This window comes from Brucella sp. GW823-FHT04E01, from assembly GCF_058796175.1.
The window spans coordinates 143,960-169,214 of record NZ_JBXAIK010000005.1 but is presented as its reverse complement, the minus strand read 5'-3'; the positions used below and the strand labels follow the sequence as shown (position 1 = coordinate 169,214).

Below are 25,255 nucleotides of genomic sequence, written 5' to 3'. Positions count from 1 at the left end.
TGTTCGCAGAACTGTCATATTGCCGCTAAATCCCATCACGCTTGCGTGAGTTCAGGAAGTTCGCTTGAAAATAGTTCGCCAGCGATTTATCCAAATCCGTAATCATTAGTTTACTAATATATAAGGCGGTTGGCATGGATACGGCAGATCTTAAAGCTGAAATGATTGATGCCATGGCGAAGGTTAATCGCAGGCTCCGCACCGTTTTCGACGCGCGTGTGAAGGAACGGGGCCTGACCCTGGCGCGGGCGCGCACCCTGCTTGCCTTGATGGAACAGGAAGGCCTTTACCAGAAAGAACTGGCAGAAGCGCTTGAGATCGAGAATGCGACTATGGTCCGCCTGCTCGATGGTCTGGAGCGCCAGTCATTCATCGAACGGCAAACCGTTCAGGGTGACCGCCGCGCCAAGCGCGTGGTGATGACGGCGGAAGGCAAGATTCTGGCTGAACAGGTCGTGAAGCTCGCCGGTGATGTCCGCGAGGATTTGCTGGAAGGTGTAAGCGACGAGGAGTTGAGCATCGCGCTCAACGTGCTTCGCAAAATGTCAGAATCGATGAACAAGACCCACTGATCGGGTTGTTTTGCCGTAAGTTTTCATCAGTATCAGCTACGTCGTTACAACCTGATACGATAAACGCGATGACAATTTCGGCGCATCTGTTCAATGCGCAGCAATTGACGTTTGGCTACGTTCCAGTGAGCCGGTCACCTAGTGCATGTCTCCCCAAAGCAGGAATCGGTTTTGGGAGACATGCGCAAGAACAAAGAGATAGAGCATTTCCAACGATTCAAACGAGACGGGAAATGCTCTGGCAATCACGATCTTGCGAGGACATGCCGTCCTTGTCGCAGATCAAAGATCGCAAGGTCGGTGAGGTCTTGAATACCTGAGTAACACCATTGCTCAGGAGTTCTCATGATACGCCTTTCCAGACCCTCGTACACAGCCGTGGCACTCGCATTTCTGGCGGTGACCGGGACATCAGCCCTCGCATCTGGTTCGCACGAGCATCCGGCGGAAAACGGCAGTGTCAAAGCTCCACTCAACATTGTCCGTCCGGCGAATGACCTGGCGCCGCCAATTAGAAGAAGCGAGCCAGCGACCATCAAGGTAAAGCTCGATACCGTCGAGGTGACGGGACAGCTCGCAGACGGCGCAGCCTACCACTACTGGACGTTCAACAAGAAGGTCCCCGGCCCGTTCGTGCGCGCCCGAGTAGGTGACACGATCCAGGTGGAGCTCTCCAACAAGGCCGACAGCAGCGAACGTCACAGCGTAGACTTCCACGCTGTGACCGGGCCAGGCGGCGGAGCGGCGGCGACCGATGCCGCACCGGGTGAAACCAAGGCCTTCTCGTTCAAGGCGCTGAAACCGGGGCTGTACGTCTATCACTGTGCTGTGCCAATGGCCGCACATCACATCGCCAACGGTATGTATGGCCTGATCCTCGTCGAGCCGGCAGACGACCTGCCGCCCGTTGACCGGGAGTTCTATGTAATGCAGGGCGAGCTCTACACGTCGCAGCCATACGGATCCAAGGGGAAGCTGACCGAGAGCGTCGAACGCCTGCTCAAGGAAGACCCGGAGTACTATGTCTTTAACGGGGCTGCCAATGCACTCACAGGCGACAATGCCCTGACGGCGAAGGTCGGCGAAACCGTACGCATCTACTTCGGTGTCGGCGGACCCAACAAGACGTCGAGCTTTCATGTGATCGGAGAAATCTTCGACAAGGTTTATCAGCTGGGCTCCTTGACGACGGAGCCGCTATCCGATGTCCAGACAATTTCGGTCCCACCGGGAGGCGCGGCGGCGGTCGACATCAAGCTGGAAGTTCCCGGCGAATACACCCTGGTGGATCACGCGCTGTCGCGAGCGGCACGCGGGTTGGTCGGAACGCTTGTCGTGAGCGGCGAGAACCGTGCCGAACTTTTCCAAAGTGCCATACCTGTCACGACCGAAGTGGAGCAGGGCGAACACAACGCTCATTGATTGGGATTGGTTCTTGTGGGATGGACGCCCTTCCGACGGCCTTAATGTGGCAGAATGGATTTGTTGAACACCATTGAGGAGAGGGCGTCCATCCCTACAAAGCCATATTGGTCGGACGCCGGGTGTCAGGGTGCAAGAGTGCGCAGATAGGCCATCAGTTCACTGGCCGTGTCGCTGGCCCGTTCCGGCTGACGGGAGACGATCGCCTCGATCAGTGTCGCATGGGCATTGGCAGAACCGGCTATGCCGGTCGATGGGCGAAGGCGGAACCAGAAGCGGCGGCTGTGGGTTTGCAGGGGGGCTGCAATACGCGCGGCATAGGGATTGCTCGCCGCCGCGCCCAGAACAATATCGAATGCCTTGTCGGCATCGAGAAACAGGGCCACATCCTCGTTGGGGATGGCCTGCCGCATGGCGGCTGCAGCGGCTTCAAGCCGTTCATAATCGCGAGGGCTGCCAAAGCGGGCAGCATCGCGCGCCAGAACGCGCTCGACACCTTCGCGGGCATCCAGCACCTTGATGAAATCCGTCGGATCGATGGCCGCGATGGCAATGCCTGAGCGCGGACGCACTTCCACGAGACCTTCCCAGGCGAGCCTCTGAATGGCTTCGCGCATCGGCGTGCGGCCCATGCCGGTCAGCTCGATCAGTGTGCGCTCGTTGACAACGGTGCCCGGTTCGAGTTCCAGTGTGACGATGGAGCGCTCCAGAATGCGATAGGCTTGCTCGGCGAGGCTTTCGCTACCCCAGCTATCCATGGTCGCCAACGGCATGTTTGCCGGGCTCCGCGTCAACCTGTCTCGAACGTTTGCTTCTTCCATGCCTGTCCATGCCCTGTGGTTACGACGATTGACATAGTGCAATCTTACAGATATATCTCTGATATATCAATATGAGGTGATTTGAGTTTGTCGATCCCTAACTTTGCCTTTGTGGCTTTTTCAAGCGATGGCGAACTTTCAGCACAGTGTCATTCCAAAAAATCGATGGACAGAGCCGAAAGGCTGGCATTGAACATACTGAACGCCAATTGCTCGAAGCGTCGACATTGTCCGGTTCTTTGGCAAGGCTATAGGCAAAAATGAATCCGGTGGGGAGCCGCACAAGATGAAATCTGATCCGCAGGGTCAGCAGGATATTCTCATTATCGGTGGCGGTATTGTCGGGGTTGCCACTGCCGCCTTGCTTGCCGAGGCTGGGCGCGAGGTTTTGGTCGTCGACAGAACCGGCATTTGCGAAGAGACCAGTTCTGGCAATGCTGCGGCGCTCGCTTTTTCGGACATTCTTCCGCTGGCCTCCAAGGGCGTCATGCGCAAGGTGCCAGGCTGGCTGATGGATCCGCTTGGTCCGTTTACGATCCGTCCTTCCTATTTTCCCAAAATGGTGCCGTGGCTCTACCGCTTCTGGCGCGCAAGCAGCGCGGATGCATTGGCGAAAACCGCGATTGCACAGGCCGACATCATGCGCCTTGCCGGCAGCGAGATGATGGCGTTAATCGACAGGGCAGGGCTGCGCGGGAGATTGCGCGAGAACGGCAATCTGGAGCTTTATGAAAGCGAAGCCGAGCTTGCTGCCTCCCAGCTGGGCTGGGATGTTCGCGAACAGGCTGGAATTGCCTATGAACACGTGCGCGGTGACCGGCTTGCCGAACTGCAGCCCGGCCTGAGCCCGCGTTTCGTTGCCGGAACTTTCGTTCCCGGCTGGAAGAATGTCAGCGATCCGAAACTGTTCGGCAAGGCCATCTGGGCCTATGCCCAGAGCAAGGGTGCGCGCTTCCTTCAGGCCAAAGTCACGAATGCGAAGCAGGGCCATGGCGGGGCGAGCGTTCATCTTGAGGATGGAACGAAAATCAAGACGACGCATCTTGTCCTTATGGCGGGCGCATGGTCTCGCGATCTTGCCAAGGGCTTTGGCGATGCGGTGCCGCTCGATACGGAACGCGGCTACAACACGACGCTGCCAGTGGGCAGTTTCGATGTGAAACGGCAATTGACCTTTCCGGGCCATGGCTTTGTCATCACGCCGATGGAAACCGGCCTGCGTGTGGGTGGTGCGGTGGAATTCGGCGGGCTCGACCTGCCACCAAATTTCGCGCGATCTGAAGCCATGCTTAAGAAGGCTTCCATGTTTCTGCCGGGCTTTCGGACAGAAGGCGGGCGACAGTGGATGGGCTATCGGCCATCCATGCCGGATTCCGTACCGGTCATCGGCCGGGCCTCGGCAGGCGGCAACATCTATTACGGCTTCGGCCATGGTCATCTCGGCCTCACGCAATCGGCGGCAACCGGGCGGCTTATCCGTGATCTCATCACGGGGGCCGCGCCTGCAATCGACATTGAACCTTTCAAGCCACAACGTTTTCGGAACTGACCATCATGGCAAGACATTCCTTCTTCTGCGTCGACGGACACACATGCGGTAACCCCGTGCGTCTCGTGGCTGGCGGCGGGCCGAACCTCGAAGGTTCGACCATGATGGAAAAGCGCGCGCATTTTCTGCGCGAGTATGACTGGATTCGTACTGGTCTTATGTTCGAGCCGCGCGGCCATGACATGATGTCCGGCTCCATTCTCTACCCGCCGACACGTCCTGATTGCGATGTCGCGGTGCTTTTTATTGAAACCTCGGGGTGTCTGCCGATGTGCGGTCACGGCACCATCGGAACCGTGACGATGGCGATAGAGCAGGGGCTGGTGACGCCGAAGACGCCGGGCAAGCTCAATCTGGACACGCCTGCCGGTCTGGTGGCGATCGAGTATGAGCAGAACGGCCAGTATGTCGAGCGCGTTCGTCTCACCAATGTTCCGGCTTTCCTTTATGCTGAAGGACTTGAGGTCGAATGCCCGGACCTTGGCAACCTCAGGGTTGATGTGGCTTATGGCGGCAATTTCTACGCTATCGTCGAGCCGCAAGAAAATTACACCGATATGGAAGATTATTCCGCGCTGCAGCTGATTGCCTGGAGTCCGATCCTGCGTGAGCGGTTAAATGAGAAGTACAAGTTCCAGCATCCGCTGCTGCCGGATATCAACCGTCTGAGCCATATTCTGTGGACTGGGAAGCCGAAACATCCGGAAGCGCATGCCCGCAATGCCGTCTTCTACGGCGACAAGGCAATCGACCGTTCGCCATGTGGAACCGGTACGTCTGCGCGCATGGCCCAACTGGCTGCCAAGGGCAAATTGAAGCCCGGCGACGAGTTTGTGCATGAATCCATCATCGGGTCGCTTTTTCATGGCCGTGTGGAACGTGCTACCGAAGTTGCAGGCCAGGACCGCACATTGCCGGCGATTATTCCTTCAATTGCGGGCTGGGCACGCATGACGGGATATAATACGATCTTCATCGACGACCGTGATCCCTTTGCACATGGGTTTACGGTCGCGTAAAGTGGGTACGGTCGGTAATTTTAATGCTGACCCCCAATTTTTTGGCTTTTCGGCCATGTAGAAAGTATGGAATAAGGCGTCCTGGGTAGGAGAAAAAAACATATACAGGACGTTTAGTAGGGGACATAACTAGTTTGTGGAGGGATGATGCCCTTAGTCTTTTGTCTGAGGCAAAAGGGGGTTGCATTCCTCTATACAGCCGTTAGGTGTAAAGAGCCGGGAATAAAATGAAGGCGCACGAAATAAAGATGCGTCAATAAAATCCCGGGCGGTAAAATGGGTGGCTTCTCGATGGAATATTTCTTCCAGCAGGTGATCAACGGGCTCGCGCTCGGCTCGATCTATGGCCTGATCGCCATCGGCTACACGATGGTCTATGGCATTATCGGCATGATCAACTTTGCTCATGGCGATGTCTTCATGCTCGGCGCCTTCATGGCGCTGATTGTTTTTCTCATGATCACAACCTTCATTGGAGCATTGCCGATTGCGCTGATGCTTCTTCTGATGATGATCGTCGCCATGTTGCTGACGGGTTTGTGGAGTTGGACGATCGAGCGCGTGGCCTACCGGCCGCTGCGTGGTTCGTTTCGCCTCGCACCGTTGATCACGGCTATCGGCATGTCGATTGCCTTGTCCAACTTCGTACAGGTAACGCAGGGTCCGCGTAACAAACCGGTGCCTCAGCTGCTGAACGGTTCCTACAATATCATGGGAACCAACGTGACGATCTCGCTGAAGCAGATTGTGGTCATTGTGGTGACAGCCGTGCTGCTGACGATTTTCTGGTATATCGTCAATCGCACCTCGCTTGGTCGCGCGCAGCGTGCCTGTGAGCAGGATCGCAAAATGGCAGCGCTTCTCGGCATCAATGTCGATCGGGTCATTTCGCTCACCTTCGTGATGGGTGCGATGCTCGCGGCTGTGGCCGGTACGCTCTACCTCTCCTTCTATGGCGTGATTTCCTTTGCCGACGGGTTCATCCCCGGCGTGAAGGCGTTCACGGCGGCAGTTCTGGGCGGTATCGGATCGCTTCCGGGTGCTGTGGTCGGTGGCTTGCTCATCGGTCTCATCGAGGCATTGTGGTCGGCGTATTTCTCGATCGACTACAAGGACGTTGCCGCGTTTTCGATCCTCGCCATCGTGCTGATCTTCATGCCGTCCGGCATTCTTGGCCGTCCTGAAGTCGAAAAGGTTTAATCATGGCTGCACAGTCGAGTTCACGCCCGGATTCCCTTTTTGGCCGGGCCATTCGTGAAGGGTTCTTCGCCGGTCTTCTGGCTCTGGGTCTCTTCTGCCTCATCATCGGTTTCAAGACCGATCAGAACATCAACAACGAACTGGTGCTCGTTCAGCGCTGGGGCGCACTGGCCGTCATGGTCGCGCTCGCTGCGGTTGGTCGTTTCCTGTTCGTTGCATTCCTTCAGCCAACGCTGGAGGCGCGCAAGCTTGCCAAGAGCAAACAGCCGACCGCTGCGGTCGACGAAAGCCCGTCTTTCGTGCGCCGCAACTTCTCGCGCCTCGGCGTTGCCTTCCTTTTTGTCTACCCGGTCCTGATCGTCACCTTTCTGGGCTGGCAGGGATCGCTCAAATGGGTCGATAATTTCGGCGTTCAGATCCTCATCTATGTGATGCTGGCCTGGGGCCTCAACATCGTGGTGGGCCTCGCCGGTCTTCTCGATCTGGGTTACGTCGCCTTCTATGCAGTCGGCGCCTATTCCTATGCACTGCTGTCGGCCTATTTCGGTCTGTCCTTCTGGATGCTGCTGCCGATTGCCGGTATTCTTGCTGCAACATGGGGCGTCATTCTGGGTTTTCCGGTCCTGCGTCTGCGCGGTGACTATCTTGCCATCGTGACGCTTGCATTCGGTGAAATCATCCGTCTGGTGCTCATCAACTGGACAGATGTCACCCGCGGCACCTTCGGCGTTTCCGGTATTGCCAAGGCAACCTTCTTCGGCCTGCCTTTCAATGCCAGCAAGGACGGTTTCGCCGCTCATTTCGGCCTCACCTTCTCGGCGGCGCATTACAAGTTCTTCCTCTATTACGTCATCCTTCTGCTGGCGCTGCTGACGGCCTGGGTCACCATCCGTCTGCGCCGCATGCCGGTTGGCCGTGCTTGGGAAGCACTGCGTGAAGATGAAATTGCCTGCCGTTCGCTTGGCATCAACACCACCACGACCAAGCTCACGGCCTTTGCCACGGGCGCGATGTTCGGTGGTTTTGCCGGTTCCTTCTTTGCAGCACGCCAGGGCTTCGTCAGCCCGGAATCCTTCGTGTTTCTCGAATCCGCCGTCATTCTTGCCATCGTCGTTCTGGGCGGCATGGGCTCCCTGGTCGGTATCGCCATTGCTGCGATCGTCATGATCGGCGGCACTGAAATCCTGCGTGAAATGAGCTTCCTGAAAGCAATTTTCGGCCCAGATTTCACGCCGGAACTCTATCGTATGCTCATCTTCGGCCTTGCCATGGTCGTGGTCATGGTCTGGAAACCGCGCGGTTTCGTCGGAAGTCGAGAACCCAGTGCCTTCCTGCATGAGAAGAAGATGGTGTCGGGTGCCTTTACCAAGGAAGGGCACGGCTGATGGCGGAGATAAGCACTATGTCTGGCACTGCGCCTGATAAAGCCGAATTGGGCAACACTGAAAAAGACACGATCCTGCAGGTCGAGCATCTTTCGATGCGCTTTGGCGGTCTCGTCGCCATCAACGATCTGAGCTTCAATGTGAAGCGTGGGGATATCACGGCGATCATCGGCCCGAACGGTGCAGGCAAGACCACGGTCTTCAACTGCATCACCGGCTTCTACAAGCCGACGGGTGGCATGCTGACGATGAACCGGAAGACGGGCGACAAGTTCCTGCTGGAACGCCTGCCCGACTTCCAGATCACCAAGCAGGCCAAGGTGGCGCGTACCTTCCAGAACATTCGCCTGTTCTCGGGTCTCACTGTTCTGGAGAACCTGCTGGTCGCGCAGCACAACACGCTGATGCGTTCGTCGGGCTTCACGATCCTCGGTCTTCTCGGTTTGCCCGGCTACAAGTCTGCGGCGAAGGATGCGGTTGAAAAAGCGCGTCACTGGCTGGAGAAAATCAACCTGATCGGTCGTGCGGACGATCCGGCAGGCGATCTGCCTTATGGCGATCAGCGCCGTTTGGAAATCGCCCGCGCCATGTGCACCGAGCCGGAAATTCTTTGCCTCGATGAACCGGCCGCCGGTCTCAATCCGCGTGAATCGGCAGAGCTCAACAAGCTCCTGCTCGATATCCGCAATGAAACCGGGACGTCAATCCTGCTGATCGAGCACGACATGTCGGTGGTCATGGAAATCTCCGATCATGTGATCGTGCTGGAATACGGCACCAAGATTTCTGACGGTGCTCCAGAAGCAGTCAAGAATGATCCGCGCGTTATTGCCGCCTATCTCGGCGTCGATGACGAAGAGATTGCCGAGCTTATCGAAGAGGCGGACAAGCCGGGCACCGGTGATGCGGCGGACTTCGTGGCGGCACAACTCGCTGAGGAAGCCATCGAGGAAGAAATTGCCGAAGAGACGGGCGAAGCACCGTCCGGACGCGTTTCTCTCGCCGGTGGTCTGGCGGAGGCACGTGGTGGCAAGGCCGATAATCTGACTCTCATCAAGGGCATCGGCGCGGTCAACGAAAAGAAGCTTCACGAACACGGGATCTATCATTTCGATCAGATTGCCGCCTGGACCGAAGCGGATATCGTGGAAGCTGAAACCTATCTGGAATTCGACGGGCGTATCGCGCGCGAAGACTGGGTCGGGCAGGCCAAACAACTTGCCGCCGGTCAGGCGACAGAGTTCTCCGAGCGCGTTGAACAGGGTGATGTTCCGACGAGCCATAAGACTGCTCCCGTAAAGGCTGCCAAAAGCGGTGGTGCGAAACGCGCTAAGGCGCCGACAAAAGCACCGACTAAAACCGCGGCCAAGCCCAAGAAGGGAGGCGAATGATGCAGGCTGAAACCATGCAGAAAAAGCAACCGCTTCTGGCCGTCGAGAAGGTCGAGACCTATTACGGCAATATTTGTGCCCTCAAGGGCATTGACCTTACCGTCGATGAGGGTGAGATCGTCGCGCTGATTGGCGCTAACGGTGCCGGCAAGTCGACGCTTATGATGACGATCTTCGGCTCGCCGAAGGCGCGTACCGGCCGCATTCTCTTCAACGGCAAGGATATTACATCCATGCCGCCGCATGAGATTGCCAAGCTGCGCATTGCGCAGTCTCCGGAAGGCCGTCGCATCTTCCCGCGCATGACGGTTCTGGAAAATCTCCAGATGGGCGCAAGTCTCGATCATCAGCAACACTTCGAAGAAGACGTGAAACTGATGTTCGACCTGTTCCCGCGCCTGAAGGAACGCATCAACCAGCGTGGCGGCACGCTTTCGGGCGGCGAACAGCAGATGCTGGCCATTGCCCGCGCGCTGATGGCGCGTCCGAAGCTCTTGCTTCTGGATGAACCGTCGCTCGGTCTGGCACCGCTGATCGTGAAGCAGATTTTCGAAGCGATCAAGGAACTGAACCGCACGCAGGGGCTGACGGTGTTCCTCGTTGAGCAGAACGCATTCGGTGCTCTCAAGCTCGCAGACCGTGGCTATGTGATGGTCAACGGCTCGATCACCATGAGCGGCGCTGGCCGCGAATTGCTGGCCGATCCGGAAGTCCGCGCCGCCTATCTCGAAGGCGGAAGGCACTAGGAGGATAAGATGCAGGGTATTCTCTACGAAGAATCGTCATTCTGGTTGTTTTTCCTCATCACCTGTCTGCTGGGCGGCTGGGCCGCCTGGATGACGGGGCGTGCCTGTGCTTCGACGTGGCGCACCTATCCGCAGCTTCTGCTCTATCTGATCCCGCTGGGAGCTGCGGTGCGCTTCATCCATTTCGCACTGTTTGAGGGAACGCTTCTTTCGTTCCACTATTATCTGGTGGATACGATCGTCCTGATGATCATAGGTACGGTCGGCTTTCGCTTCACCCGCACCAAGCAGATGGTGCGGCAATATAGCTGGCTTTATGAAAAAGCTTCGCCTCTCAGCTGGAAGGCAAAATAATTTTAAAGCTTCGCCGTCATGCGGCGAAGCTTTTTTGTAAGATCACGTTGACAGTAATAAGATTCAGCGTAGATATTGCTGAGTATTCAGCAAGAAAATAAGGCGATGCAAAACATCGTTTCGGGGTAAATACAATGATGGGAGTTTCAACAATGAAGAAGTCACTTTTCTCAGGCGTTGCTCTTGCAGCAGTTATGGCTTTCGGGGGCTCGGCTTGGGCTGATGTTCTTGTCGGTATTGGTGCGCCGCTGACGGGCCCAAATGCCGTTTACGGTGCGCAGATCCAGAAGGGCGCGGAAGCGGCCATCAAGGAAATCAACGATGCGGGCGGCATCAACGGCGAAAAAATCGCGATCACTCTCGGCGATGACGTATCGGATCCGAAGCAGGGTATCTCGGTTGCCAACAAGTTCGCAGCTGATGGCGTGAAATACGTTATCGGTCACTTCAATTCGGGCGTTTCGATCCCGGCTTCGGACGTTTATGCCGAAAACGGCATTCTCGAAATCTCGCCTGCTGCGACCAACCCGGTCTATACAGAGCGCCAGCTCTGGAACACGTTCCGTACCTGCGGTCGCGACGATCAGCAGGGCATCGTGGCCGGTCAGTATATTTTCGACAATTTCAAAGACGGGAAAATTGCCGTCATTCACGACAAGACCCCTTATGGTCAGGGCCTTGCCGATGAAACCAAGAAGAAGCTCAACGAGCTTGGCGTCAAGGAAGCCGTCTATGAAGGCGTGAATGTTGGCGAGAAGGATTTCTCGGCTCTGATCGCCAAGCTGAAGCAGCAGGGCGTTACGGTCCTTTATTGGGGTGGTCTGCACGCTGAAGCCGGTCTGATTATCCGTCAGCTTGCCGATCAGGGGCTGAAAGTCCAGTTCATCTCTGGCGACGGTATCGTTTCCAACGAGCTGGCCTCCATCGCAGGCGATGCGGTTGCCGGTACGCTGAATACGTTCGGCCCGGACCCGCGCAATAACCCGAACAATGCCGATCTGGTGAAGAAGTTCCGCGATGCTGGCTTCGAACCGGAAGCCTACACGCTTTACTCTTACGCTGCCGTTCAGTCTCTGGCTGGGGCTGCGAAGGCTGCCGGAAGTAACGACCCGCAGGAAGTTGCCAAGGCGCTTAAGGAAAAGGGTCCGTTCAAGACCGTGCTTGGCGACCTGTCCTATGACGAAAAGGGCGATCCGAAGCTTCCAGGCTATGTCATGTACAAGTGGGAAAAGGGCGCTGACGGGAAATATACTTACATTCAGCAGTAAGTTTCGCTTACATTCTTTCCCGATGAATGGAAATGCCCGGCTTCAAGCCGGGCATTTTCGTTTCGATGGCGTCGGTCCGCATAAAGTCATGCGGAAAAAGCAAGATATAGACTAAATCATTACTTTACTTCGGTATTGAACGTGATTGTATCTAGCTTGACGACTGAATATAGGGCGAATCTCTATATCCAGTCTCGCGTTCTGGTGGGAGGACCAGTTTCAGCGCGGGCAGTTTCAAGCCCGAATTGCGTTTCTGGCGCTGATGCAGTCTCCCATTCGAATATCAGGTTTATGCAACGCCTCTGGTGTTGCTGTTCATGCCTGCAAAAAATGGCGGTCATCTGATCCTGTCAGACTGCCGCTCTGAATGACTATTTTGACGTGTGTCTCGAAAATCGTTTCATACCTTTCGGGATGCGCTTAGTGGGAGCAACTGAAATGAAGAAATCCTTATTCTGCGGCGTCTGCCTTTCGGCACTGGTTGCGATGGGTGGCGTGTCCTTTGCCGACATCCAGCTCGGCGTCGGCGCACCGTTGACCGGCAGCCAGGCAGCTTTCGGCGAGCAGATCAAGCGCGGTGTCGAAGCGGCTGTCGCAGAAGCCAATGCCAAGGGCGGCATGAACGGCGAGCAGATCACCATCGTCTATGGCGACGACGCTGCCGATCCGAAGCAGGGCATTTCGGTTGCAAACAAGTTTGTGGGTGATGGTGTTCAGTTCGTTATCGGTCACTTCAATTCCGGCGTCAGCATTCCGACGTCGGACATCTATGCTGAAAACGGCGTGCTGATGATCGCGCCCGGCACCACCAACCCGACCTTCACCGAGCGCGAACTTTGGAACACGTTCCGCACCTGCCGTCGCGATGACCAGCAGGGCATCGTTGCCGGCAAATATATCGCCGACAATTACAAGGACGGCAAAGTCGCAGTCCTTCACGACAAGACCCCTTACGGTCAGGGCCTTGCCGACGAAACCAAGAAGTCGCTCAACGACAACGGCATGAAGGAAACGCTCTACGAAGGTGTAAACCAGGGCGACAAGGACTTCTCCGCGCTCATCTCCAAGATGAAGGCTGCTGGCATTACTGCTGTTTACTGGGGCGGCATGCATCCGGAAGCGGGTCTGCTCATCCGCCAGATGGATGATCAGGGCCTCAAGGCACAGTTCATTTCGGGCGATGGCATCGTGTCCAACGAACTTGCCTCGATTGCCGGTGATGCTGTTGGTGGTGTCATGAACACTTTCGGTCCCGATCCGCGCGACGACAAGTCGAATGCGGAACTCATCAAGGCTTTCCGTGACAAGGGTTTCGAGCCTGAAGCCTATACCTTCTATGCCTATGCCGGTGTGCAGTCGCTGGTCAATGCCGCCAATGCTGCCGCAAGCAACGACCCGCAGGAAGTTGCAACTGCGATGAAGGAAAAGGGTCCGTTCAAAACGGTGCTTGGCGACATCTCGTTCGACGCCAAGGGCGATCCGAGCCTTTCGCCTTACGTCATGTTCGAATGGCGCAAGGGTGAAGACGGCAAGTATAATTACTTCCAGAAGTAATGGAGCATTTCCAGCAAAAGTGCGAAGCGGTTTTGCGTTGGATAATGCGAGAACACAGATGCTTAGAGCGGTTCTGATGATTGCTTCATAATAGGAACCGCTCTTGTGCCTGATATATTAGCATAAAGTGCTACAAAATTCATCAATCTGCCCGGCATTTAGTCGGGCATTTTGTTTTTATCTCCCTGTTGCACAGTTTGTTTGCGCTTGTGTCTATTGCAGGTTAAGCAATGGCGCCTTTGTCATTGCAGTTAGGGAGATCTGCCTTGTCTTTCGCCCAAAAGCCTATCCGGAAAATTCTGGTCGCCAACCGATCTGAAATCGCAATCCGCGTATTCCGCGCCGCCAATGAGCTGGGGCTCAAAACGGTGGCCATATGGGCTGAGGAAGACAAACTTTCCCTGCATCGCTTCAAAGCCGATGAAAGTTATCAGGTCGGTCGCGGTCCGCATCTGGATCGAGATCTTGGTCCGATTGAAAGCTATCTTTCTATCGATGAGATTATCCGCGTCGCCAAGGTTTCGGGCGCCGATGCGATCCACCCCGGCTATGGCCTTTTGTCCGAAAGCCCGGAATTCGCCGAAGCCTGCGCAGAAAACGGCATCATCTTCATCGGCCCAAAGCCTGAGACCATGCGCCGCCTCGGCAACAAGGTTGCGGCCCGCAATCTCGCCATTGAAATCGGCGTGCCGGTGGTGCCTGCCACCGATCCGCTGCCGGACGATATAGAAGAAGTAAAGAAGCTGGCGGCAGAAATCGGCTATCCGCTGATGTTGAAGGCAAGCTGGGGCGGTGGCGGTCGCGGCATGCGCGCCATCCGCGCCGAAGCCGATCTTGCCCGCGAAGTCACGGAAGCCAAGCGCGAGGCCAAGGCTGCATTTGGCAAGGATGAGGTCTATCTCGAAAAGCTGATTGAACGCGCGCGCCATGTCGAAGTGCAGATATTGGGCGATACCCATGGCAATGCGGTTCATCTTTTCGAGCGTGACTGCTCGATCCAGCGCCGTAACCAGAAGGTGGTGGAGCGGGCGCCGGCACCTTATCTCGATGATGCGCAGCGTCAGGAACTGGCAAGCTATGGCCTGAAGATTGCCCATGCCACCGATTATATTGGCGCCGGTACAGTCGAATTCCTGATGGATGCCGATACGGGCAAGTTCTATTTCATCGAGGTCAATCCGCGTATTCAGGTCGAGCACACGGTTACCGAACAGGTTACCGGCATCGATATCGTCAAGGCGCAGATTCATATTCTCGAAGGCTTTGCCATCGGCACGCCGGAATCGGGTGTGCCGCGTCAGGAGGACATTCGCCTTAATGGCCATGCGCTCCAGTGTCGTATCACCACGGAAGACCCGGAACAGAACTTCATTCCTGATTACGGTCGCATTCAGGCCTATCGTTCGGCATCGGGTTTTGGCATTCGTCTCGATGGCGGCACGGCCTATTCGGGTGCGTTCATCACCCGCTACTACGATCCGCTGCTCGTCAAGGTGACCGCTTCAGGCTCTACGCCTCTGGAAGCCATCCGCCGTATGGATCGCGCCTTGCGCGAATTCCGTATCCGCGGTGTGGCGACGAATCTCACCTTCCTCGAAGCGATCATCAATCATCCGAAGTTTCAGGCAAACGACTACACGACGCGCTTCATCGACACGACGCCGGAACTGTTCGAGCAGGTCAAGCGGCAGGATCGTGCCACCAAACTTCTGACCTATATCGCCGACGTGACGGTCAATGGCCATCCAGAAACCAAGGGGCGCGCAAAGCCGGCTAAGGATGCCGCCAAGCCGCGCGTGCCGTGGTTCGGTGATAAGCCGGTCGTTGATGGCACCAAGCAACGTCTGGACCAGCTTGGACCGAAGAAGTTCGCGGAATGGGTGCGCAACGAAAAGCGTGCGCTGATTACCGATACGACCATGCGTGACGGCCATCAGTCGCTTCTGGCGACGCGCATGCGCACATACGACATTGCCCGCATCGCCAATTCCTATGCGCAGGCACTGCCGAATCTGTTTTCGCTGGAATGCTGGGGCGGTGCGACCTTCGACGTTTCGATGCGCTTCCTCACCGAAGACCCGTGGGAGCGTCTGGCGCTGGTGCGTGAAGCGGCGCCGAACCTTCTTCTGCAGATGCTTTTGCGCGGTGCAAACGGCGTCGGCTACAAATCTTATCCTGATAATATCGTAAAATATTTCGTGCGCGAGGCAGCACGCGGCGGCATCGATCTGTTCCGCGTTTTCGACAGTCTGAACTGGGTCGAAAACATGCGCGTATCGATGGATGCGGTGCTGGAGGAAAACAAGCTCTGCGAAGCAGCGATTTGTTACACAGGTGATATTCTCAATCCGGAACGCGCCAAGTATGACCTCAAATATTACGTCAATCTGGCGAAGGAAGTTGAAAAAGCTGGCGCGCATATCATTGCGGTGAAGGATATGGCGGGGCTTTTGAAGCCTGCCGCGGCCCGCGCCCTGTTCAAGGCGCTACGCGAGGAAACCGATCTGCCGATCCATTTCCATACGCATGATACGTCGGGCATTTCGGCGGCGACCGTACTTGCTGCGATCGATGCGGGTGTGGATGTGGTCGATGCGGCGATGGATGCGCTCTCCGGCAACACATCGCAGCCTTGCCTCGGTTCCATTGTCGAGGCACTGCACGGTTCCGAGCGCGATCCGGGCCTTGATCCGGATTCGATCCGCCGCATCTCTTTCTATTGGGAAGCCGTACGCAACCAGTATGCGGCTTTCGAAAGCGACCTCAAGGGACCAGCTTCAGAAGTTTATCTGCATGAAATGCCGGGTGGTCAGTTCACCAATCTGAAGGAGCAGGCCCGTTCGCTGGGACTTGAAACCCGCTGGCATGAGGTGGCGCAGGCCTATGCTGATGTGAACCGCATGTTCGGCGATATCGTCAAGGTCACGCCATCCTCCAAGGTTGTGGGCGACATGGCGTTGATGATGGTCAGTCAGGACTTGACCGTCGCTGATGTCGAAAACCCGGCAAAGGATATTGCTTTCCCGGATTCCGTAGTGTCGATGATGCGCGGTGATCTTGGTCAGCCGCCATCGGGATGGCCGAAGGCGTTGCAGAAGAAGATTCTGAAGGGCGATGAGCCGTTTACCGTGCGTCCCGGCGCTCTGCTGGAACCTGCCGATCTGAACGCCGAGCGTGAAGGGTTCGAGGAGACGGTCGATCGCAAGATTTCCGATCAGGAATTCGCTTCGGCGCTGATGTATCCGAAGGTCTTCACCGACTATGCATCCGCGCAGGAAACCTATGGCCCGACAAGTGTTTTGCCGACTCCGGTCTATTTCTACGGCTTGAAGCCGGAAGAAGAAGTCTTCGTCGATCTGGAACGCGGCAAGACGCTGGTGATCGTCAATCAGGCGATGAGCGAAACCGATGAGAAGGGCATGGTGACGGTGTTTTTCGAGCTGAATGGTCAGCCGCGCCGCATTAAGGTGCCGAACCGTGCCAAAGGCGCTTCCGGCGGTGTGCGTCGCAAGGTGGAAGCCGGGAACGACAGGCAGGTTGGTGCACCGATGCCAGGTGTCGTATCAACGGTTGCCGTGGCGACCGGCCAGACGGTTACGCAGGGTGATGTGCTGCTTTCCATAGAGGCGATGAAGATGGAAACCGCCATCCATGCCGAACGCGATGGCACCATCGCGGAAGTGCTGGTGCGTCCCGGCGAACAGATCGATGCCAAGGATTTGTTGGTGGTGTATTCCGAATAACGCCAACAAGCGTCTTCCCGGGTCAAAGTTCAATGCCGCGCCGGTAAAAACGGTGCGGTTTTGTTTGCGCTTGCAGAGTTCCCAAAATCTGGTATGCATGTTTATGCCGATTTATGCATGATTGTGCATGATGGGAGGGTGGTGGTGACAGAGCTTCTGCTTCACGAAAGACAGGCGCGCATTCAGGAACTGCTACAGCAGTCTGGTCGTGTACTGGCGGCTGAACTGGCTGAAAGTTTCGGCGTGTCCGAGGATACGATCCGGCGCGATCTGCGCGAGATGGCGGCGGCAGGGCTCTGCAAGCGTGTCTATGGCGGCGCGTTGCGTGCCGTGCCCGAGCCTTCTCCGCTCGCAGAACGGGATTCCGAGCGACCACAAGCGAAGGCCGCCCTGGCTGCGGTCCTGGCGGAACTGGTCGAACCCGGCATGACGGTGTTTCTCGATGCATCTTCGGTGAATACGGCTCTGGCGCGACTTTTGGTCGAACGCGGTGAAGCCATCACCGTCGTCACCAATACGCCGTCTATCGCTGTAATTCTTATGGGCTCGCCGGAGATTGAGCTGATCATGATTGGTGGTCCCATCGACCGGCGGGTGAGTGCCGCCGTCGGGGCGCGCGCCTTGCGTGATGCGGAACTGCTGCGGCCTGATCTTTGCGTTTTGGGCGCGTGCGGTATTGCCGCCGAAATCGGCGTAACGGCGCTGCATCTGGACGATGCGGAATTCAAGCGAGTTATAGCCGGACGCAGCCGGGTGGTGGCACTGGCCATTACGAGCGACAAGCTCGGTACGGTTGCCGCCCATGATGTCGTTCCCTTGGACGATGTCGGTGTCATGGCTGTCGAATATGATGCGGATGAAGCAGCGCTTGCGCCCTATGCGACATCGGATATGAAGATTTTACGTGCGGCAGCGGACCGCAACTGAGGGACAGATGGAACAGGTTTCCGGACGCGAAGATGCGGCGCCTGCGCGTGCGCCGATTGTAACCAGAGAGCGGATTGCCGTTGCGCTACTCTTTCTGATGAACGGCTATATTTTCGGCGGCTGGGCCCCGAAAATTCCGGAATTTGCCGAACGCCTCGGACTTGATAGTGCAGGCATGGGGTTGATGATCCTCGTCTTCGGCCTTGGTTCTCTGGCCATGATGCCGGTCGCAGGTGCGCTTTCAGCGCATCGCGGTTCGGGCATGGTGGTGCGCATTTTTGCACTCGCCTTTATCCCGGCGCTGCTCATCATCGCACTGGTGCCGAATGTGGTCACGGCTGTGATCGTGATGTTCTATTTCGGCGGAACCATGGCTGCGATGGATGTGTCGATGAATGCCAATGCGGTTGCGGTCGAGAAAAAAATGCGCCGGGCAATCATGTCGTCCTGCCATGCATTCTGGAGCCTCGGCGGCCTCATCGGTGCTGCGACAGGCGGCTTTCTTATCGCGCAATTCGGATCGACCGTTCATGCGCTGGTGACGACAATTGTCGCCGCAATCCTGATTGCTATCGCATGGCCTTCGATCATCCCGGACACGGAGCATCATCATCCAAGCGGCGAAAAGCAGAAGCTGACCTTGCCGCGTAATCCTCTGCCATGGCTTGTCGGTGTCATGGCGCTGTTTTCCATGGTGCCGGAAGGGGCGATTCTCGATTGGGGCGCCTATCATATGCGCCAGGATCTGGGTGCTTCCGTCACGGTGGCAGGCTTCGGCTTCGCAGCTTTCTCGGGCTCAATGGCCATCATGCGTTTCGCAGGCGATCTGGTCCGCGACCGGTTCGGTGCAGTCAAAACCCTTCGTGCCTGCACGATCATTGCAATCATCGGCATGCTGATCGTCGGTTTCGGAAACAGCTCAGCAACGGCGATTATCGGCTTCGCGATCTGCGGGATCGGTATTTCCAACATGGTGCCGATCGCCTTCTCGATGGCTGGTAACATGCCGGGCGTCAATCCGAGTGTCGGCCTGTCCATCGCAACGACGCTTGGTTATTCCGGCATGCTGGTGGCGCCGTCGCTGATCGGTTTTGTTGCCAAGCATAGCGGCTTTGGCGTGGTGTTTCTGGCGCTTCCGGTCTTGCTGCTGGTCGTGCTGGCCTTTTCAAGTCTGGCCCGATACGCGGATCATAAGCACTGAACTTTCTTAATGACGCGCATCTTATCCGAAAACCGGTTTCCACTTTTCGAGATGCGCTATTCGGCAGTCCACCCGCCGTCGACGGGAATGGCAGCGCCATTGATCTGCGCTGCCGCATCGCTTGCGAGGAAAGCGGCAAGGGCGCCGATCTGTGCGGTGGTGACGAATTCCTTCGTCGGCTGCTTATCTAGCATCACTTCGCGGATCACGGTTTCGCGGTCCATGTGGTAGGCCTTCATCTGGTCCGGTATCTGCGCTTCGACAAGCGGCGTCAGCACATAGCCGGGACAGATGGAATTGGCCGTGATCTTTGCGGTTGCAAGTTCCAGCGCCAGTGTTTTGGTAAAGCCGACAATGCCATGCTTGGCGGCAACATAAGCCGACTTGAACGGCGATGCCACGAGGCCGTGGGCTGAAGCGATATTGATAATGCGGCCCCAGCCAGTCTTGCGCATATGCGGGATCGCGGCAGCCGAGGTGTGAAAGGCCGATGTCAGGTTTATCGCGATGATGCGGTCCCATTGTTCGGCCGGAAACTCCTCGACGGGAGATACATGCTGGATACCGGCGTTGTTGACGAGAATGTCCACACTGCTGAATTGCTTTACCGTTTCTGCGATCAGTGCGCGGCATTGGTCGGCCTTCGACATGTCGGCCGCAATATAGACCACGCTGACGCCATGTTCCTCGCCGAGCTTGCGTGCGAGGGTATGATCCTCCTCACGGTCGGTGAATGAGTTGATCACGACGTTGTGTCCTGCCGCCGCCAGCGCATGGGCTATACCGAGGCCGATCCCGGAATTCGATCCGGTGACGATTGCGGTCTTGCAGGCAGATGCAGCATTCATGCGTGATTTCCTCCTTGTTCCCGGTGACATAATGAGAGGGCGACAAGGCAACGGCAAGCGATTATATAAAGCGAGAGCCGGATATACGCAGACCCAGATATATGCGGGCCTCAATATAGGCGGGCGTTGACATTCGCGTCGCGCTGCGCCACCTGAGAACAGGTACAGTTAAGAACAGAGCAAAATGTCTTCCGAGGCCGTCAGCTATTTTTCGCATCCATTTCCTCGTCGCCAGTCGGTTGGCGTCAGTGTCGGTGGCGTTATCGTCGGCGGCAGTGCGCCCGTCGTCGTGCAGTCAATGACCAACACGGACACAGCGGATGTGGACTCTACGGTCGCGCAGGTGGCTGCACTTCACCGTGCCGGTTCGGAAATCGTGCGCATCACGGTGGATCGCGATGAATCGGCTGCTGCCGTGCCTAAAATCCGCGAACGGCTGGAACGTCTGGGGCATGATGTGCCGCTGGTCGGTGACTTCCATTATATTGGTCACAAGCTGCTGGCCGATCATCCGGCCTGTGCGGAAGCACTTGCAAAATATCGCATCAATCCGGGCAATGTCGGTTTCAAGGACAAGAAGGACAAGCAGTTCGCCGATATCGTCGAAATGGCGATCCGCTATGACAAGCCGGTGCGCATCGGCGTGAACTGGGGTTCGCTCGATCAGGAACTCCTGACCACGCTGATGGATCGTAATCAGGATGCGGGCGCGCCATTGAGCGCGCAGGAAGTCATGCGCGAGGCCATTGTGCAGTCGGCTCTGATTTCCGCCAATCTTGCCGAAGAGATCGGTCTTGGCCGCGACAAGATCATCCTGTCGGCCAAGGTCAGTCAGGTGCAGGACCTGATTGCCGTCTATACGATGCTGGCGCAGCGTTCCAATCATGCGCTGCATCTGGGCCTCACTGAAGCCGGCATGGGCACCAAGGGCATTGTCGCCTCGTCGGCGGCCATGGGTATCCTGTTGCAGCAGGGCATCGGCGACACAATCCGCATTTCGCTTACCCCGGAACCCGGCGGCGACCGCACCCGTGAAGTGCAGGTGTCACAAGAGCTTCTGCAGACCATGGGTTTCCGGCAATTTATTCCGATCGTTGCGGCGTGTCCCGGTTGCGGTCGCACGACGTCGACCGTGTTCCAGGAACTGGCCCAGACCATTCAGGACGATATCCGCCGCAACATGCCGGTCTGGCGCGAGAAATATCCCGGCGTGGAAGCGCTGTCGGTCGCCGTGATGGGCTGCATTGTCAACGGGCCGGGTGAATCGAAGCACGCTGATATCGGCATCTCGCTTCCCGGCACGGGCGAAACGCCGTCCGCACCGGTCTTTGTCGATGGCAAGAAAGTCACGACGTTGCGCGGTCCTGCTATTGCCGAGGACTTCCAGAAAATGGTTGCCGATTACATCGAGAACCGCTTCGGACTTGATCAGAAAATCGCTGCTGGCCAGAACTAAGCGGTACAGGTGACCGCGCGCGTAGCGGTCTCTGGTGTAGCCTTTAATGTTGCTGCCCAGAAGATGAGCGTGACAAGGCTGATGCCTGCGCCAAGCAGGCAAACGCCATTCCAGCCTGCATAAGCATAGACCCAAGTTGAAACCGCCGAACCGCTTGCGCTGCCGATGGAATAGAAAACCATATAGGCGGCGGTGAGTCTGTTCTGCGCGTCTGGGCGTACACGGTAGATCATCGCCTGATTGGTGACGTGGACAGCCTGAAGGCCGAAGTCGATAATCAGCACACCTGCGATTAGCCAGAGCAGTGAATGTTCCAGCAAGGCTATCAGACCCCATGACACGAACATCAGCAGCAAAGCGATGCCTGTCATCCGCTGGGCATAACCCCGGTCGGCAACACCGCCAGCACGCGACGCGGCAAGCGCTCCGGCAGCACCTGCCAGTCCGAACAGACCGATCTCAGCATGGCTCAGTTCGAAGGGTGGTGCGCTGAGCGGCATGACCAGTGGTGCGAGCAAAGTGGTAATATTGGCGAAGATCAGCATGGCTATGATGGCGCGAATGCGCAGTACCGGCTCGGAGCGAAACAGCGTCACAAGCGACAGAATGAGTGCCGGATAGCTGACGCTGGTCGGCCGCCGCTTCTGGTCGGGCAGGCTGCGCCACAGCAGGAGCGCGATCAAAAGCGTGAGAATAGAGGAAACGAAGTAGACGCTGCGCCAGCCGCCAATGTCGGTGAGGGCGCCAGCTATCGCGCGCGCCAGCAATATGCCGAGCACGATGCCGCTGGTTACGATGCCAACCACATGGCCGCGTCGCGCCGGTGCTGCGAGGCTGGCCGCATAGGCGACAAGTGCCTGTGTGACGACGGCGAGCAGGCCCATAGTGGCCATGGCGACCAGAAGCACGGTGGCATTGGCCGCAAAGCCGATTGCGATCAGGGACAGGACCGACAGAAGGAAATGCGTGATGATCAGCTTTCGCCGGTTGAAGAGGTCGCCAAGCGGGACGAGAAAGATCAAGCCGATTGCATAGCCGAGCTGGCTGGCGGCGACGATGAGGCCTGCTGTTGAGCGTTTGAGGCCAAGGTCGTCAGCCATCACATCGAGCAGCGGGTGAGCAAAGTAGACATTGGCTACCGCCAGTCCGCTTGCAGCCGCAAACAGAAAAAGGGTAGTCGAGGAAAGCAAAGGGCGTGCATCAGGGTTCGCGGACAGCGTTGCGGCCGCGTGGGTTGAAGGTTGCATGACGGACTCCTGCAAAACGGTTTTAAAATGAAACCATTTTGCTTGTAGCTAAAAAGGTTTTATATTGCAACCAGATTGCAATCTGTGGAGTTAACATGGTTCGAAAGAAAAGCATGAAAGGCGATTATTGCCCGAGTGCACGCGCGCTTGATGTGATCGGCGACTGGTGGTCGCTGCTGATCGTCCGTGAAGCCTTCGACGGCGTGACACGTTTCAGCGCCTTTCAGAAGAATCTCGGAATCGCCCGCAATATTCTCTCGGAACGTCTGCGCAAGCTGACGGGAGAGAGAATCATGGAATCCGTGCCAGACCCTAATGGCGGCGCGCATCAGGAGTATCGCCTGACGGCAAAAGGGCGCGATCTGCTGCCTGTCATCGTGTCGCTCAGGCAATGGGGAGAAAAGCATCTCTTTGCGCCGGGTGAAACTCATTCGCGTCTTGTCGACAGCGTTTCAGGCGAGGACGTGGCCGCGCTTGATGTGCGTTCTCAGGACGGGCGCATGCTTTCCGCTGACGATGTGGTTATCGTCAAGGTACGTGAAGACGATCTTTAAATCGTTGTTTTTACGCATTATCCTGAGCAAAATCGGTTTCCGCTTGCGGGAGACATGGTCTAGCTCTGCCGTTCGGCGATGAAGCGGGCGGCCTGTTTCAGGATATCTGCGTCCTTGCCAAAGGGTGCCAGCAAGCTTTCCGCCTGGGTAACCAGTCCGGACAGTTGCTTGCGGGTCCAGTCGATGCCGTGGAGTGAAACCAGCGTGGCCTTTCCGGCGGCGGCATCTTTACCAGTGGCCTTGCCCATCGCCTCGGCGTCAGCGGTCACGTCCAGAAGATCGTCCGCCAGCTGGAAGGCAAGGCCAATAGCGGAGCCGAATTCGGCCATGCGCTCGCGGTCTTCGCTGGATGCATTGGCGATGATGGCTCCGGCCTCGCAGGCGAAACGGATCAATGCGCCAGTCTTCATTGCCTGCAACGTGATGATGCCGGCTTCGTCAGGCTTGCTGGTTTCGGCCATCAGATCGAGAGCCTGTCCGCCCACCATGCCGCCGAGACCGGATGCGCGGGCGAGCGCTGAAACCAGTTGCAGGCGAATTGCTGCATCGAGATCGGTTTCATCCGACGAGATGATGTCGAAAGCATAGGTCAGAAGGCCGTCACCGGCCAGAATGGCGGCAGCTTCATCAAATGCTTTGTGCACGGTCGGCTGGCCGCGCCGCAGGTCATCGTCATCCATGGCTGGCAAATCGTCATGGACAAGCGAATAGCAGTGAATGCATTCGAGCGCGGCAGCAACACGCAGAACGGCGTTGCCACCTTTGCCGAACAAAGCGGCACTTTCGACAACGAGAAAAGGCCGGAGGCGCTTGCCACCGTTCAGGACACCGTGCCGCATGGCGGCGAGCAGCCGTTCGGGGCGGGCGATTTCTCCCGTCTTGAGGCGCTGGTCCAGAAGGCCCGTCAGTGCCATTTCTACTTCCATGGCACGACGGTTGAGAATGGCGGTGAAATCGGTCGACAGCTTTTCCATGTCAAAGGGGATGGACGAAAGCGCTGATTTGGTCAACTGGCCACAACGATCAGCACAGGCTTTTTCATTTGAACGTCACGAAACGGCGTGTTTCGACTTGTTTCCCCGGTTGGATTATGGAATCCGGTTCAAACTTATTAAGGAATGGTTTATGTCGCTTGGGGGAAGGTAGCAGGCGGTGGCAGTGGCAAAAATCATCATCAAGAGCAAAGATGGACGCAATTATCTGGCGGATCCTGTTTGGGGTGCCCGGATTGCTCTCGCGCTCAAGATTCTGGTGATTCTGGCCGTGCTGCCGATTTTCCTGCTTTTCGTCTATTCCGTACCCTTTGTCCGCCCGATCTCGACCCTGATGGTCAAGGACTATGTTTTGTTTCAGGGCGTGGACCGTAGATGGGTCAGTATCGACGATATCGCGCCGGTTCTCGTCAATTCGGTAATGATGGCCGAGGACGGCCAGTTCTGCAGCCATGGCGGGGTGGACTGGCATCAGCTGGGGCTGGTTCTGGACGATACGGGCGAGGGCGGTCCGAGCCGCGGCGCTTCCACGATCACGATGCAAACCGTGAAGAACCTCTTCCTGTGGAATGGGCGCTCCTATGTCCGCAAGGGGCTCGAATTTCCGCTGGCGCTGGCTGCCGACGGTATTCTGTCCAAAAAGCGCATTATGGAAATCTATCTCAATATCGCCGAGTGGGGACCGGGCATTTACGGAATCGAGGCCGCAGCCCAGCATCATTTCAAGCGCCCGGCAGCAAAACTCAATGCGCAGCAATCCGCACTGCTTGCCGTCACGTTGCCAAACCCGGCCTTGCGCAACCCCGCCAAGCCGACGCGCAACATGCAGCGCATTGCCCGGATCGTAGCCGGACGCGCCGCACGGTCCGGTCCCTATGTGGTTTGCGTGCAATAAATGCATGATACGAAAAAAAGATAAGACTCCCGCTGGTCAAATGCCGTTAGAGCGTGTATAGGCACGTGACTTTCCGGAATTTTGTCCGATGTGACAGGCTCTTCGGGGCCG

21 protein-coding genes are annotated in these 25,255 nt (G+C 57.0%); 17 read left to right on the top strand and 4 right to left on the bottom strand.

Translation table 11 applies throughout. The features are described from left to right. Nucleotides 1–134 precede the first annotated feature (134 nt). Together AC1RHM_RS20540 and nirK are read left to right on the top strand one after the other, a co-directional pair. Complete coding sequence (locus AC1RHM_RS20540; RefSeq protein WP_010661463.1) at nucleotides 135–572, top strand: MarR family winged helix-turn-helix transcriptional regulator; 438 nt, start codon at nucleotides 135–137, stop codon at nucleotides 570–572. Nucleotides 573–917: 345 nt separating this feature from the next. Then, a complete protein-coding gene (gene nirK / locus AC1RHM_RS20535; protein WP_010661462.1) occupies nucleotides 918–1,994 on the top strand; it encodes a copper-containing nitrite reductase in 1,077 nt (358 codons plus the stop codon). Nucleotides 1,995–2,119: 125 nt separating this feature from the next. Here nirK and AC1RHM_RS20530 read toward each other — a convergent pair whose 3' ends face one another. Next, complete coding sequence (locus tag AC1RHM_RS20530) at nucleotides 2,120–2,815, bottom strand: GntR family transcriptional regulator (protein ID WP_010661461.1); 696 nt, start codon at nucleotides 2,813–2,815, stop codon at nucleotides 2,120–2,122. Nucleotides 2,816–3,101: 286 nt separating this feature from the next. Between AC1RHM_RS20530 and AC1RHM_RS20525 the strand changes: the two genes are divergently transcribed. The 12 genes from AC1RHM_RS20525 (at nucleotide 3,102) to AC1RHM_RS20470 (ending at nucleotide 19,152) form a co-directional block, all read left to right on the top strand. Next, the gene (locus tag AC1RHM_RS20525; protein WP_010661460.1) at nucleotides 3,102–4,364 is read left to right on the top strand and encodes an NAD(P)/FAD-dependent oxidoreductase; all 1,263 of its coding nucleotides are present in this window, start codon (nucleotides 3,102–3,104) and stop codon (nucleotides 4,362–4,364) included. 5 nt (nucleotides 4,365–4,369) lie between these two features. Beyond that, the gene (locus tag AC1RHM_RS20520) at nucleotides 4,370–5,383 is read left to right on the top strand and encodes a 4-hydroxyproline epimerase (RefSeq protein WP_010661459.1); all 1,014 of its coding nucleotides are present in this window, start codon (nucleotides 4,370–4,372) and stop codon (nucleotides 5,381–5,383) included. A 291-nt stretch (nucleotides 5,384–5,674) separates the two neighbouring features. Further along, complete coding sequence (locus tag AC1RHM_RS20515) at nucleotides 5,675–6,583, top strand: branched-chain amino acid ABC transporter permease (RefSeq protein ID WP_010661458.1); 909 nt, start codon at nucleotides 5,675–5,677, stop codon at nucleotides 6,581–6,583. A gap of 2 nt (nucleotides 6,584–6,585) precedes the next feature. After that, nucleotides 6,586–7,968 carry a high-affinity branched-chain amino acid ABC transporter permease LivM gene (gene livM, locus AC1RHM_RS20510; protein ID WP_010661457.1) on the top strand — a complete coding sequence of 461 codons (1,383 nt, stop codon included), beginning with the start codon at nucleotides 6,586–6,588 and terminating at the stop codon, nucleotides 7,966–7,968. Further along, nucleotides 7,968–9,359, top strand: coding sequence for an ATP-binding cassette domain-containing protein (locus AC1RHM_RS20505; protein ID WP_043061904.1), 1,392 nt, complete (start codon nucleotides 7,968–7,970; stop codon nucleotides 9,357–9,359). Before livM ends, AC1RHM_RS20505 begins: the two co-directional genes overlap by 1 nt. Further along, nucleotides 9,359–10,105 (top strand): ABC transporter ATP-binding protein, encoded by a 747-nt coding sequence (locus AC1RHM_RS20500; protein ID WP_029376283.1) that lies wholly within the window; start codon nucleotides 9,359–9,361, stop codon nucleotides 10,103–10,105. Before AC1RHM_RS20505 ends, AC1RHM_RS20500 begins: the two co-directional genes overlap by 1 nt. A 9-nt stretch (nucleotides 10,106–10,114) precedes the next feature. Continuing rightward, nucleotides 10,115–10,459: a DUF6867 family protein gene (locus AC1RHM_RS20495; RefSeq protein WP_010661454.1), complete on the top strand. Its 345-nt coding sequence runs from the start codon at nucleotides 10,115–10,117 to the stop codon at nucleotides 10,457–10,459. 152 nt (nucleotides 10,460–10,611) lie between these two features. Further along, the gene (locus AC1RHM_RS20490; RefSeq protein WP_010661453.1) at nucleotides 10,612–11,727 is read left to right on the top strand and encodes a branched-chain amino acid ABC transporter substrate-binding protein; all 1,116 of its coding nucleotides are present in this window, start codon (nucleotides 10,612–10,614) and stop codon (nucleotides 11,725–11,727) included. 438 nt (nucleotides 11,728–12,165) lie between these two features. Continuing rightward, entirely contained in the window at nucleotides 12,166–13,281 is a 1,116-nt protein-coding gene (locus AC1RHM_RS20485; protein ID WP_010661452.1) for a branched-chain amino acid ABC transporter substrate-binding protein, read from the top strand. Nucleotides 13,282–13,547: 266 nt separating this feature from the next. Beyond that, nucleotides 13,548–17,024 carry a pyruvate carboxylase gene (pyc, locus tag AC1RHM_RS20480; RefSeq protein WP_010661451.1) on the top strand — a complete coding sequence of 1,159 codons (3,477 nt, stop codon included), beginning with the start codon at nucleotides 13,548–13,550 and terminating at the stop codon, nucleotides 17,022–17,024. Nucleotides 17,025–17,117: 93 nt separating this feature from the next. After that, nucleotides 17,118–17,951, top strand: a complete 834-nt coding sequence (locus tag AC1RHM_RS20475) for a DeoR/GlpR family DNA-binding transcription regulator (RefSeq protein ID WP_010661450.1) — start codon at nucleotides 17,118–17,120, stop codon at nucleotides 17,949–17,951. Between the two features lie 7 nt (nucleotides 17,952–17,958). Next, nucleotides 17,959–19,152, top strand: a complete 1,194-nt coding sequence (locus tag AC1RHM_RS20470; RefSeq protein ID WP_010661449.1) for an MFS transporter — start codon at nucleotides 17,959–17,961, stop codon at nucleotides 19,150–19,152. Between the two features lie 56 nt (nucleotides 19,153–19,208). Here AC1RHM_RS20470 and AC1RHM_RS20465 read toward each other — a convergent pair whose 3' ends face one another. Beyond that, nucleotides 19,209–20,000, bottom strand: a complete 792-nt coding sequence (locus AC1RHM_RS20465) for a 3-hydroxybutyrate dehydrogenase (RefSeq protein ID WP_010661448.1) — start codon at nucleotides 19,998–20,000, stop codon at nucleotides 19,209–19,211. Nucleotides 20,001–20,184: 184 nt separating this feature from the next. Between AC1RHM_RS20465 and ispG the strand changes: the two genes are divergently transcribed. Next, the gene (ispG, locus tag AC1RHM_RS20460) at nucleotides 20,185–21,456 is read left to right on the top strand and encodes a flavodoxin-dependent (E)-4-hydroxy-3-methylbut-2-enyl-diphosphate synthase (RefSeq protein ID WP_010661447.1); all 1,272 of its coding nucleotides are present in this window, start codon (nucleotides 20,185–20,187) and stop codon (nucleotides 21,454–21,456) included. On the opposite strand, the gene AC1RHM_RS20455 is transcribed toward ispG, so the two are convergent. Continuing rightward, on the bottom strand, nucleotides 21,453–22,703 hold the full coding sequence (locus AC1RHM_RS20455; RefSeq protein ID WP_010661446.1) for an MFS transporter: 1,251 nt from the start codon (nucleotides 22,701–22,703) through the stop codon (nucleotides 21,453–21,455). The two genes, ispG and AC1RHM_RS20455, sit on opposite strands and share 4 nt — an antisense overlap. Nucleotides 22,704–22,798: 95 nt before the next feature. Between AC1RHM_RS20455 and AC1RHM_RS20450 the strand changes: the two genes are divergently transcribed. Continuing rightward, nucleotides 22,799–23,257 carry a winged helix-turn-helix transcriptional regulator gene (locus AC1RHM_RS20450; RefSeq protein WP_029376281.1) on the top strand — a complete coding sequence of 153 codons (459 nt, stop codon included), beginning with the start codon at nucleotides 22,799–22,801 and terminating at the stop codon, nucleotides 23,255–23,257. Nucleotides 23,258–23,316: 59 nt separating this feature from the next. On the opposite strand, the gene AC1RHM_RS20445 is transcribed toward AC1RHM_RS20450, so the two are convergent. Then, a complete protein-coding gene (locus AC1RHM_RS20445) occupies nucleotides 23,317–24,231 on the bottom strand; it encodes a polyprenyl synthetase family protein (protein ID WP_010661444.1) in 915 nt (304 codons plus the stop codon). A gap of 184 nt (nucleotides 24,232–24,415) precedes the next feature. Here AC1RHM_RS20445 and mtgA point away from each other — a divergent pair, with 184 nt between their 5' ends. Further along, nucleotides 24,416–25,144 (top strand): monofunctional biosynthetic peptidoglycan transglycosylase, encoded by a 729-nt coding sequence (gene mtgA, locus AC1RHM_RS20440; RefSeq protein WP_029376280.1) that lies wholly within the window; start codon nucleotides 24,416–24,418, stop codon nucleotides 25,142–25,144. Nucleotides 25,145–25,255 lie beyond the last annotated feature (111 nt).

What these genes read in the sequence shown, in the direction of transcription:
- AC1RHM_RS20520 (WP_010661459.1), top strand. Translation starts at nt 4,370, where the DNA reads ATGGCAAGACATTCCTTCTTCTGCGTCGACGGACACACATGCGGTAAC.
- AC1RHM_RS20525 (WP_010661460.1), top strand. Translation starts at nt 3,102, where the DNA reads ATGAAATCTGATCCGCAGGGTCAGCAGGATATTCTCATTATCGGTGGC.
- AC1RHM_RS20500 (WP_029376283.1), top strand. Translation starts at nt 9,359, where the DNA reads ATGCAGGCTGAAACCATGCAGAAAAAGCAACCGCTTCTGGCCGTCGAG.
- AC1RHM_RS20470 (WP_010661449.1), top strand. Translation starts at nt 17,959, where the DNA reads ATGGAACAGGTTTCCGGACGCGAAGATGCGGCGCCTGCGCGTGCGCCG.
- AC1RHM_RS20540 (WP_010661463.1), top strand. Translation starts at nt 135, where the DNA reads ATGGATACGGCAGATCTTAAAGCTGAAATGATTGATGCCATGGCGAAG.
- AC1RHM_RS20530 (WP_010661461.1), bottom strand. Translation starts at nt 2,815, where the DNA reads ATGGAAGAAGCAAACGTTCGAGACAGGTTGACGCGGAGCCCGGCAAAC.
- AC1RHM_RS20455 (WP_010661446.1), bottom strand. Translation starts at nt 22,703, where the DNA reads ATGCAACCTTCAACCCACGCGGCCGCAACGCTGTCCGCGAACCCTGAT.
- AC1RHM_RS20450 (WP_029376281.1), top strand. Translation starts at nt 22,799, where the DNA reads ATGGTTCGAAAGAAAAGCATGAAAGGCGATTATTGCCCGAGTGCACGC.
- AC1RHM_RS20465 (WP_010661448.1), bottom strand. Translation starts at nt 20,000, where the DNA reads ATGAATGCTGCATCTGCCTGCAAGACCGCAATCGTCACCGGATCGAAT.
- AC1RHM_RS20515 (WP_010661458.1), top strand. Translation starts at nt 5,675, where the DNA reads ATGGAATATTTCTTCCAGCAGGTGATCAACGGGCTCGCGCTCGGCTCG.
- AC1RHM_RS20505 (WP_043061904.1), top strand. Translation starts at nt 7,968, where the DNA reads ATGGCGGAGATAAGCACTATGTCTGGCACTGCGCCTGATAAAGCCGAA.
- AC1RHM_RS20475 (WP_010661450.1), top strand. Translation starts at nt 17,118, where the DNA reads ATGCATGTTTATGCCGATTTATGCATGATTGTGCATGATGGGAGGGTG.
- AC1RHM_RS20495 (WP_010661454.1), top strand. Translation starts at nt 10,115, where the DNA reads ATGCAGGGTATTCTCTACGAAGAATCGTCATTCTGGTTGTTTTTCCTC.
- AC1RHM_RS20490 (WP_010661453.1), top strand. Translation starts at nt 10,612, where the DNA reads ATGAAGAAGTCACTTTTCTCAGGCGTTGCTCTTGCAGCAGTTATGGCT.
- AC1RHM_RS20485 (WP_010661452.1), top strand. Translation starts at nt 12,166, where the DNA reads ATGAAGAAATCCTTATTCTGCGGCGTCTGCCTTTCGGCACTGGTTGCG.
- ispG (WP_010661447.1), top strand. Translation starts at nt 20,185, where the DNA reads ATGTCTTCCGAGGCCGTCAGCTATTTTTCGCATCCATTTCCTCGTCGC.
- AC1RHM_RS20445 (WP_010661444.1), bottom strand. Translation starts at nt 24,231, where the DNA reads ATGGAAAAGCTGTCGACCGATTTCACCGCCATTCTCAACCGTCGTGCC.
- nirK (WP_010661462.1), top strand. Translation starts at nt 918, where the DNA reads ATGATACGCCTTTCCAGACCCTCGTACACAGCCGTGGCACTCGCATTT.
- livM (WP_010661457.1), top strand. Translation starts at nt 6,586, where the DNA reads ATGGCTGCACAGTCGAGTTCACGCCCGGATTCCCTTTTTGGCCGGGCC.